Genomic DNA, 8,102 nt, shown 5'->3' on the forward strand with positions numbered 1-8,102 from the left:
TGCCAGCACAGCTCGGCAAGATTGGATTGCTGAATTGAAAACAGCTGTTCAAGTTTCGGGAAGCACTCCTTGAATCCCGGCGCCTTTCGGTAATTCATTTCCAGCGACTTCAGGTGCTTGCTGCGCCAGGGCTGTGTATCGTCAATCAAAGTCTCACGAAGCGATGCCTGAATATGCCCTTTGACCCTGACCGGGATGGTCAGCCATTGTGGTCCTTGTGCTGTTTTTATCTTGTTCCGGTTGATGAAACTGTTCTTTTCGAACTGCACGGTATCAAGAAAAACGAAGATATCCGCGCGTGCCATCTTGTCAAAATAGCCCAGCCATGGGAGATAGGCCGGCTGATGAGCAGAGAGAATGACCGCCATTAGGCTAGCTGGCACTGAACAAGGTCTTTGCTATTTCGCCTTTTATCTTCATCCAGTCCTCCCGGAAAAGCGCCATCACCACCACGCCGAAAACCCCATCATCCCGGTGGATGTGTTTCTGAAGAAACCCTTCCTTGTTAAATCCAAAGCGCTGATGCAGACGAACCACTGCAGTATTGAAATCCAGAACCTCACAGCAAAGCTTTTCGATGGCCATTTGTTCAAAAACATACTCGAGCGCAAAGTATTCCATGACAGCGCCCAGTCCTTTCTGAAGACCCTCCCTTTCATCGGACAGATTGAATGCCCACGCACAGCGACGATCACGGTCATTGATGTCTGTAAAAGATACAAAACCTACAGGCCGGCCTTTTTCCCTGAACATGAAATGTCGGGACTTCTCATTCCTCGACTCCCTGTGGAACCACTTGTCGTGTTCTTCTGGAGTGATCGTCCTGGTGTCATACATGTAATGGCGTATCGATTCCGAATTACGCCATCTCAAGATCAGATCCTTATCCTGCTCATCCAAAGCTGTCAGGGAATAATCAGGGTAATTGAACAAGATTCTGGTGACCATTTTTATCCTTGGTTTGAAATATCCGTCAACTGAAGATAGCTCCCTTTCTGGATCCGGTGCGCCGCTCTTAGGCCCATCACCCGATCAATCAGTTCTGGAGACAACCCGGCACCGGGTCGCCGCAAACCGATATTCCCGGCATTCAATTCTTCCCCCGTTTCAATGTGTTGTAATGCCACGATGCTGCGCCTTGCCTGTAAGCGCATCTCTCTTTCGGCTTGCGTTGGCATCAGAATCGGGCTGCCCAACATCTCGTGCGCACACCGGATCGTTTGTATCCATTCGCGCAGCCCATCGCTTTCTTCGGCAAACCAGTGATCCGGCCCCGGCAGATCATGGTCGAGCGTGAAGTGCTTCTCGAATACTTGTGCACCGAGGGCGACAGCCAGAGCTGCAGCCAAGGGACCCTGTGTGTGATCAGAGAAGCCGACCAGCAGGCCCGGGAAGGCCTGCTGCAGGGTCGTCAGCTTGCGGATATTAACGTCCTGCGCAGGCGTAGGGTACTGGGAAGTACAGAGCAACAAGACCAGAGGCTTGCCGGAAAACCATCCGACCGTTTCCAGCGCCTGGTGCACCTCGGCCAGATCGCTCATGCCACAGGAAAGAATCAGCGGCAGATTCTCCGCTGCATAGCTTCGGAGCAATGGCAGGTTGGTGAAGTCGTCGGAACCCACCTTGATCGCCGGCACACCGATCGACATCAGCAGATCGAGGTCGGAACGGTTCTGTGGAGTCGAGAAAAAGGTAATGCCAACAGTATCACAGTGAACCTTGATTGCACGCCACTGCTCAGGAGCGAACTCGTAGCGACTGAACATTTCCAGCATGGATTCGGTGACGGTCTTCCCTTGCGACTGGTAGGTGAACATCTGTTCAGGATCGCCACAGAATTCTTCTGCTTTGAAGGTCTGAAACTTGACCGCATCGGCACCCACCTCTTTGGCGGTTTCTATCATTCGTTTGGCCATGCCAAGATCACCATTATGATTGATGCCGACTTCCGCGATGCAATAAGGAGGTTCATCGGGGCCGATGCTCCGCCCGGCAATGGCCAAGAGGCTGTCATTCATATGCGCTTCTCATTGTCAAGAATTTTTAACACCCTTTCGACCCCCGCGCCATCGCACACTTTGCTGGCACAGTCGATCATTGTCGGCAACTCACCGACCGCCATTCGTTCCAGATATCCCGCATAACAGGCTGGAGTCAGTTCAGAGGCCATACCCAGAGTCCGCTGAGCCCCCTGCTGATGCATCATCGTGGCGATCGGGCGCTGGTTTTCACCGAGGATGACGACGAGACTGGGCAACCCAAGGATACATTTTTCCCAGGTCACGCTGCCGCCTGCGGTGACGGCCAGATCAGCGGCCGCCATCAATTTCGCCATGTCGGGCGTCTGGATGTGCAGCGTGGCAGACGGGAAGTTCGCCAGGGTTTCCTTCAGGGTCTGCAGGGCAGAATAGCTTTCCCCGACGACCACGTCGATATGCTCCCAAGGTTTTCTGGACAGCCTCACCCCATCGAGGACCTTTCCGGTTTCATTGTCGGGATCGCTGCCTCCCATGAAAATCAACAATCGGTTCAGCGAGGGCGTTTTACGCCGGGCAAGACTGGCTGGTCGAAGCGCGCTGAACTCCGGCCTCAGCAGGGCGTATTGTGGGCCGACCAGGCAGACACAATGGCCGGGCACTTTGCCACGGTAGCGATTGGCCATTCCGTCGACCAGATTCTGATCGAGCAAGAGATCACAAATATGTTCGCGGTCGGCAAGATCGTCAATCACCATCAGCTTGCGGTAGGTCGCCTTGAGCGCAGATTCCCAGCGGGCATCGAGCGCATAATGATCAACGATCAGCCAGTCAGTGACCAGACCCTGCAAAATCGTCCGGGTTTGCCCGGCGTCGGTAGACCCGTCGGCGCCAAGCCAGACCGCATGCGCCGGTTGAAACGGGTGCTCACGGGAACCAGGCGAAGGGTTCGCCACCGGGCCAGGCAAGGCAATCGCTGCATGCCCCCGTTGCCGGATCAGGCCAAGAAGATGGCCTGGGTGCTCACGGCAAATAAAACGGCAACTGGCACCCGCGGCCTTTAGGGCATCGGCCAGTGTCAAACAACGCATGACGTGGCCTGTGCCGATTTGCAGGGAGGCATCAACGCGGAAAGAAATTTCTTGCCCGGTCATCCGGGTCATCCTGTCTGCAGCGCCTTGAACATCCACTCTGCACGTTCCCAGTCTTCTGGCGTATCAATGTCCTGCACGCGGTGGCGGGGCAGAATCACCGGCACGGCATCGGTTGAAAAGATCGGTTTGTCGGCTATCCACGCCGCGGTACGTCCCCAGTAGAACTGGCCGGCATCATGGAAGGCCTCTTCCAGGTCTTGCGAACGGGTGTTGAAATGCTCGGGTTGAAACATCTGAACCCGCCCTTCTTCGGTCAGCTTGATGGCACGCTGAATCGGGAAGGCAAAGCTGGTCACCGAGAAAGCGAAATCCGAACCGCTGTCAGCCAGCATTTGCAGGCCCCGTTGCAGATCTGCCGCGCTGACGAATGGTGCTGTCGCGTAGATGCAGCAAACCAGGTCTGGCATGTCGCCCTGTGCGCGATACCACTGGATGGCATGTGCGACCACGGAGGATGTTCCCGTGTAATCATCGGAGAGGGCTGCCGGTCGCATGAACGGCACCTCAGCCCCATACGCCTTTGCCACTGCGGAAATTTCAATATCGTCGGTCGAAACGACGATGTGATCGAAAAGCCCTGAGGCGCGTGCCGCATCAATCGACCAGGCGATCATCGGCCTACCGCAGAACAGTTTGATGTTCTTGCGCGGAATGCGTTTGCTGCCACCACGGGCAGGAATGATTGCCAGCTTCATGCCAGGGCGTTCGACAGCGCAGCCACTACCTGGTCCTGCTCATCGTCTGTCATCGAATAGAACAGCGGCAGACTGATGGCGCCACGGTAAAAATGCTCGGCTTGTGGACACTTCCCGGCGCGAAAACCGAGCGTCCTGTAATAGGGTTGTAGATAGACGGGGAGGTAATGCACATTGGCACCGATGCCTTGGGCACGTAGCGCGTCGAACACGACACGACGCCGCTCGAACGCGACCCAGACCGGGTATAGATGGTAGGCCGAACGGCCGTATTCGGCCTGCCGCGGCAATACCAACGGCAAGTCGGCCAATAGCCGGTCATAGCGCGCGGCCAGTTCGCGCCGGCGTGCCACGAATTTGCCCAGACTTGCCAGCTGGCTGAGGCCTAGTGCCGCCTGGAGATCGGTGATTCGGTAGTTGTAGCCCAGTTCGATCTGTTCGTAATACCAGGCGCCTTCATGCTTGTTCTGCAAATCGGCCGGGTCGCGTGTCATTCCGTGCGACCGCAGACGCTGCAATGCCTGGCGCAATGCCGCGCTATTGGTCATCACCATGCCCCCTTCAGCGGTGGTCAATATCTTGACCGGATGAAAACTGAACACGGTCATGTCGCTGAAGGCGCAATTACCGACCTTGCCGGCCTGGTAGTCGGCGCCAACCGCATGCGATGCATCCTCGATCACCTTGCATCCGTATTGCCTTGCCAGCGCCCCGATCGCTTTCATGTCGCAGGATTGGCCTGCGAAGTGAACCGGGATGAGCACCGCCGGCAGCACACCATGGAGACTGGCCTGTCGCAGTTTTTCTTCCAGCGCCGCCACGCTGATGTTGTAGGTCAGCGGGTCGATGTCGACAAAGTCGACCTGGGCACCGCAATACAGAGCGCAATTGGCTGAAGCCAGGAAGGTGTTCGGAGAGGTCCAGACCCAATCCCCAGGGCCGACACCGAGCGCCAGGCAGGCGATGTGCAGCGCTGCCGTCGCATTGGCCACTGCCACCCCGTGGGCCACACCGCAATACGCGGCCAGTGCGCGTTCGAAAGCGTCGATACAGGGTCCCTGCGTGATCCAGTCCGAACGTAGCACCGCCACGACGGCAGCGATATCCTCTTCAGAAATCGATTGGCGACCGTAGGGAATCAATGCTCGCGTCCCTGTGCGATCAGCGCACGAATGGCCGCAACATCGAGAAACTCGGGATTGGTGCCGGAACTGTATTCAAAGCCACCGCTTACCGGGACGCCGATCTCGCCCAGCCGATTCTTCTGGTAATCGACTTGCAGGGTGAAGGAAATCGCTGGCTTGATCAAGAAATGGTCATGAAATTCAAGGGTCAGATGAGAATCATCGCCTGGGCACATGGTTTCATGCAGCTTTTCACCAGGGCGAATGCCGATGATCTTGAGTGGCAGGTCCGGAGCAATGGCCTTGGCCAGGTCGAGGATGGTGGCCGACGGAATCTTGGGAATGAAGATCTCGCCACCATGCATGCGCTCAAAATTCCTGATGACAAAGTCGACCCCATTTTGCAGGGTGATCCAGAAGCGGGTCATGCGCTCATCCGTGATCGGCAATTCGGTGGCGCCCTGCGCAAGCAACTTCTGGAAAAAGGGAATGACCGATCCGCGCGAGCCGACCACATTGCCATAGCGAACGACCGCAAACCGCGTTCGGCGTGCACCGACAATATTGTTCGCTGCGACGAACAATTTATCCGACGCCAGTTTTGTTGCCCCATACAGGTTGATCGGATTGGCTGCCTTGTCAGTCGACAGGGCAATCACCTGTTCGACTTCGGCGGCGATGGCGGCCTGAATCACGTTCTCGGCCCCATAAATATTCGTCTTGATGCATTCCATCGGATTGTATTCGGCCACCGGCACGTGCTTCAGGGCCGCTGCGTGGATCACATGATCGACCCCATCCATGGCTTGCCTGAGACGCGGCTGGTCGCGCACGTCGCCAATGAAATAGCGCATCTGCGGCGCATTAAAAATCTGCGCCATTTCATACTGCTTCAATTCGTCGCGTGAGTAGATGATGACCTTTTTCGGCTGATAGCGCGCCAGAATGGTTTTCACGAACTGCTTGCCGAACGAACCAGTACCGCCGGTGATGAGAATCGTCTTGTTGTCGAGCATTGCCTATCCCGGTCAAAAGCGGGCGCAAGAACGCCAGGTTATTGATAATCGCTGCCAATCAAATTCTCTCGCCATCCGGGAGAGGAACCAGGGCGATGGAAACGGTGATGACTTTCATGCCCGGGCTTGTCTGGAAAACTCATGACCGTTAGTGTAAAAGGCGGTCAGACCGGCAACCAGTCTGGAGCAATCACTTCGGCAACGGCCCAGGGGCATTCGTCCGGGAAGGTATCCACGCCGGTTTCCGAGATTGCTTGAGAAACCGCATCCGCCCACACGTCGGAACACCACCTCGCGTCGTTGAGTTTGTCTGACAGGCTGGGAGTTTCCTCCAGTCGAAGCAGAACACGCTTGCGTTGCTCCTTGATCGTTCGTACCCAACTGCTACCGCGTCGATCCGGCTGGTACTGCCATTTGAGCAAGTGGGCCAGGAGGTCGGCCATACGGTTGGCCAGCTCGCGTTGTTCGCTCTTGCCCACCTCCTCAATCTCCTCCGCAATATGCTCCAGGTCGAGCAGATCAAAGCGACCGGCACGAATCAGCAGAGCCTGTTCATTGGCCCATGCCACCACATCCCTCTCATATCTTGTGCTCACTTCACCCTCCTGCACCCGGAAATCTTGTTCCGGCATCATGCCGTGCGAACTGCGGCAGCAGCTTGTCGCTCCGGCAAATCGGCATGAAATCGTTCGGCGCCTTTGGTCTCCAGTTTTCACTATAGCGCGTATCCCTTTGAATCGCACACACGCGCTGAAAATCCCGTTCAAATTTGCACAATACAAGCGATAATTCAACCCTTTCCTGGCGCATCAAAGGCGCATGCTGAGGCGGCGGCGGGAGCTGCGAACCGGTGGACAGACCAACTGCTTTGACCGAATGAATCAAAAGCTTGCAGCTTCAAACAGGTCGCACCTTGCCGGCCGGCAGGGGCTGTGGACCCTGCTTTGTGTACAGACACTGACGGGCTGCATCAGCCTGCCAGGCAGCTACCGCATACCCGAGGTTTCCCTGCCCGCTCAGTACCAGGATGCGGCCAGTACCGGGACGGCCCCGTCCACTTCTGGGCAGACCGCCGCTGCGCCCGCGGAAACCAGTCCGTCGAAGCCACTGGCACCGCCTCCTGCCAAAACTCCGGTGGATTGGTGGCGTGACTTCGGAAACCGTGAACTCCAGGGTCTGATCGATCGTGCGCTCGCCAACAATCCGGATATCCGGATTGCGCTGAACCGTATCGTCCAGGCCAAGGCCAGGGCAGAGCAGGCCGCTGCGGGGAAATATCCAGGCCTTTCCGCTCCCCTGGTGATTGCGCAACAGTCTCCTGGTGGCGTCACGGTCGGAACGGCTCCGGCTGGCGGCCTCTCCAATGCGGGCAGCAACAGAACTTCGCAACGCACCTATCAGGCCAGCATCCGGGCGGACTGGCGGCTGGACATCTGGGGCGAGCAAAGCGCCCTGGCGGAATCCGCCCACTTTCAGCTCTGGCGGGCCGTCCATGAACGGGAAAACGTCCAGAGAAATCTGACGGCCAGCCTCGCTACCCACTACGTCGAATTCCTGTCCCTCAATGATCGCCTCAGAATCGCACTCGAGACCGAAGAAGTCCTGAGCGCAACCCTGGCCGCCATCGAGAAACGGGTCAAGGCTGGTGACGCCACGCTTTCCGAACTCGAGCAGCAACGGGCGGCAATTTTCGCCATACGCGCAACCATCCCCACCCTGGAACAGCAGAAGCTCGACGCCATTGGCGCCATGGCGTTTCTTCTGGGTACGGTCCCCGGCAAACTCAAGCTCTCCAATGACGGACTCGACTCCCTGACCATTCCGAGTGTGGCCCCCGGCCTGCCCTCGGCCCTGCTGCTACGCCGGCCCGATGTGCGTGTCGCGGAAGCCCAGCTGCTGGCCGCGAATGCCGACGTAAACGTCGCCCGGGCGCGCATTCTCCCCCCCATGGACCTGTCTGCACAGATCGGCTACAGCGGCATTGCCCTGTCGCAACTGTTCCAGCCCCAAACCTTGTTCTGGAATGTCGTGGACAACCTGGTTGTCAGCATTTTTGATGGTGGCAGGAAGCGGAACGAGCAGCTGTTCTCACAAGCCGTCCGCGAAGAAATGGTGGAAAGCTATGCGCGCACTGTCT

9 protein-coding genes are annotated in these 8,102 nt (G+C 57.2%); 1 reads left to right on the forward strand and 8 read right to left on the reverse strand.

Features of this window, described 5'->3' with window-relative positions; genetic code table 11:
- The 8 genes from CAPSK01_RS16275 to CAPSK01_RS16310 all read right to left on the reverse strand — a co-directional run.
- Positions 1-368 (reverse strand): WbqC family protein (locus CAPSK01_RS16275; RefSeq protein ID WP_273703868.1); only part of this gene is annotated, 368 nt, incomplete at its 3' end.
- Between the two features lie 4 nt (positions 369-372).
- Positions 373-948, reverse strand: coding sequence for a UDP-4-amino-4,6-dideoxy-N-acetyl-beta-L-altrosamine N-acetyltransferase (gene pseH, locus CAPSK01_RS16280; protein WP_034929057.1), 576 nt, complete (start codon positions 946-948; stop codon positions 373-375).
- 2 nt (positions 949-950) lie between these two features.
- Complete coding sequence (locus CAPSK01_RS16285; protein WP_273703869.1) at positions 951-2,003, reverse strand: N-acetylneuraminate synthase family protein; 1,053 nt, start codon at positions 2,001-2,003, stop codon at positions 951-953.
- Between the two features lie 11 nt (positions 2,004-2,014).
- Positions 2,015-3,130, reverse strand: a complete 1,116-nt coding sequence (gene pseG, locus CAPSK01_RS16290; protein WP_034929451.1) for a UDP-2,4-diacetamido-2,4,6-trideoxy-beta-L-altropyranose hydrolase — start codon at positions 3,128-3,130, stop codon at positions 2,015-2,017.
- Between the two features lie 5 nt (positions 3,131-3,135).
- Positions 3,136-3,825 carry a pseudaminic acid cytidylyltransferase gene (gene pseF / locus CAPSK01_RS16295; RefSeq protein WP_034929060.1) on the reverse strand — a complete coding sequence of 230 codons (690 nt, stop codon included), beginning with the start codon at positions 3,823-3,825 and terminating at the stop codon, positions 3,136-3,138.
- Positions 3,822-4,967 (reverse strand): UDP-4-amino-4,6-dideoxy-N-acetyl-beta-L-altrosamine transaminase, encoded by a 1,146-nt coding sequence (gene pseC, locus CAPSK01_RS16300; protein ID WP_034929063.1) that lies wholly within the window; start codon positions 4,965-4,967, stop codon positions 3,822-3,824. Before pseC ends, pseF begins: the two co-directional genes overlap by 4 nt.
- Positions 4,964-5,965: a UDP-N-acetylglucosamine 4,6-dehydratase (inverting) gene (gene pseB, locus CAPSK01_RS16305; RefSeq protein WP_034929066.1), complete on the reverse strand. Its 1,002-nt coding sequence runs from the start codon at positions 5,963-5,965 to the stop codon at positions 4,964-4,966. The genes pseC and pseB overlap by 4 nt, the downstream gene beginning before the upstream one ends.
- A gap of 164 nt (positions 5,966-6,129) precedes the next feature.
- Positions 6,130-6,561, reverse strand: coding sequence for a DUF29 domain-containing protein (locus CAPSK01_RS16310; RefSeq protein ID WP_034929454.1), 432 nt, complete (start codon positions 6,559-6,561; stop codon positions 6,130-6,132).
- Between the two features lie 280 nt (positions 6,562-6,841).
- On the opposite strand from CAPSK01_RS16310, the gene CAPSK01_RS16315 reads away from it, so the two are divergent.
- On the forward strand, positions 6,842-8,102 hold a 1,261-nt coding region (locus CAPSK01_RS16315; protein ID WP_273703870.1), incomplete at its 3' end, for an efflux transporter outer membrane subunit.

The organism is Candidatus Accumulibacter vicinus (assembly GCF_000584955.1).
Lineage (GTDB): Bacteria > Pseudomonadota > Gammaproteobacteria > Burkholderiales > Rhodocyclaceae > Accumulibacter > Accumulibacter vicinus.

Bases quoted from the DNA above. Each gene is read 5' to 3' on its own strand.
- pseH (WP_034929057.1), bottom strand. From the start codon at position 948: ATGGTCACCAGAATCTTGTTCAATTACCCTGATTATTCCCTGACAGCT.
- pseG (WP_034929451.1), bottom strand. From the start codon at position 3,130: ATGACCGGGCAAGAAATTTCTTTCCGCGTTGATGCCTCCCTGCAAATC.
- pseF (WP_034929060.1), bottom strand. From the start codon at position 3,825: ATGAAGCTGGCAATCATTCCTGCCCGTGGTGGCAGCAAACGCATTCCG.
- pseB (WP_034929066.1), bottom strand. From the start codon at position 5,965: ATGCTCGACAACAAGACGATTCTCATCACCGGCGGTACTGGTTCGTTC.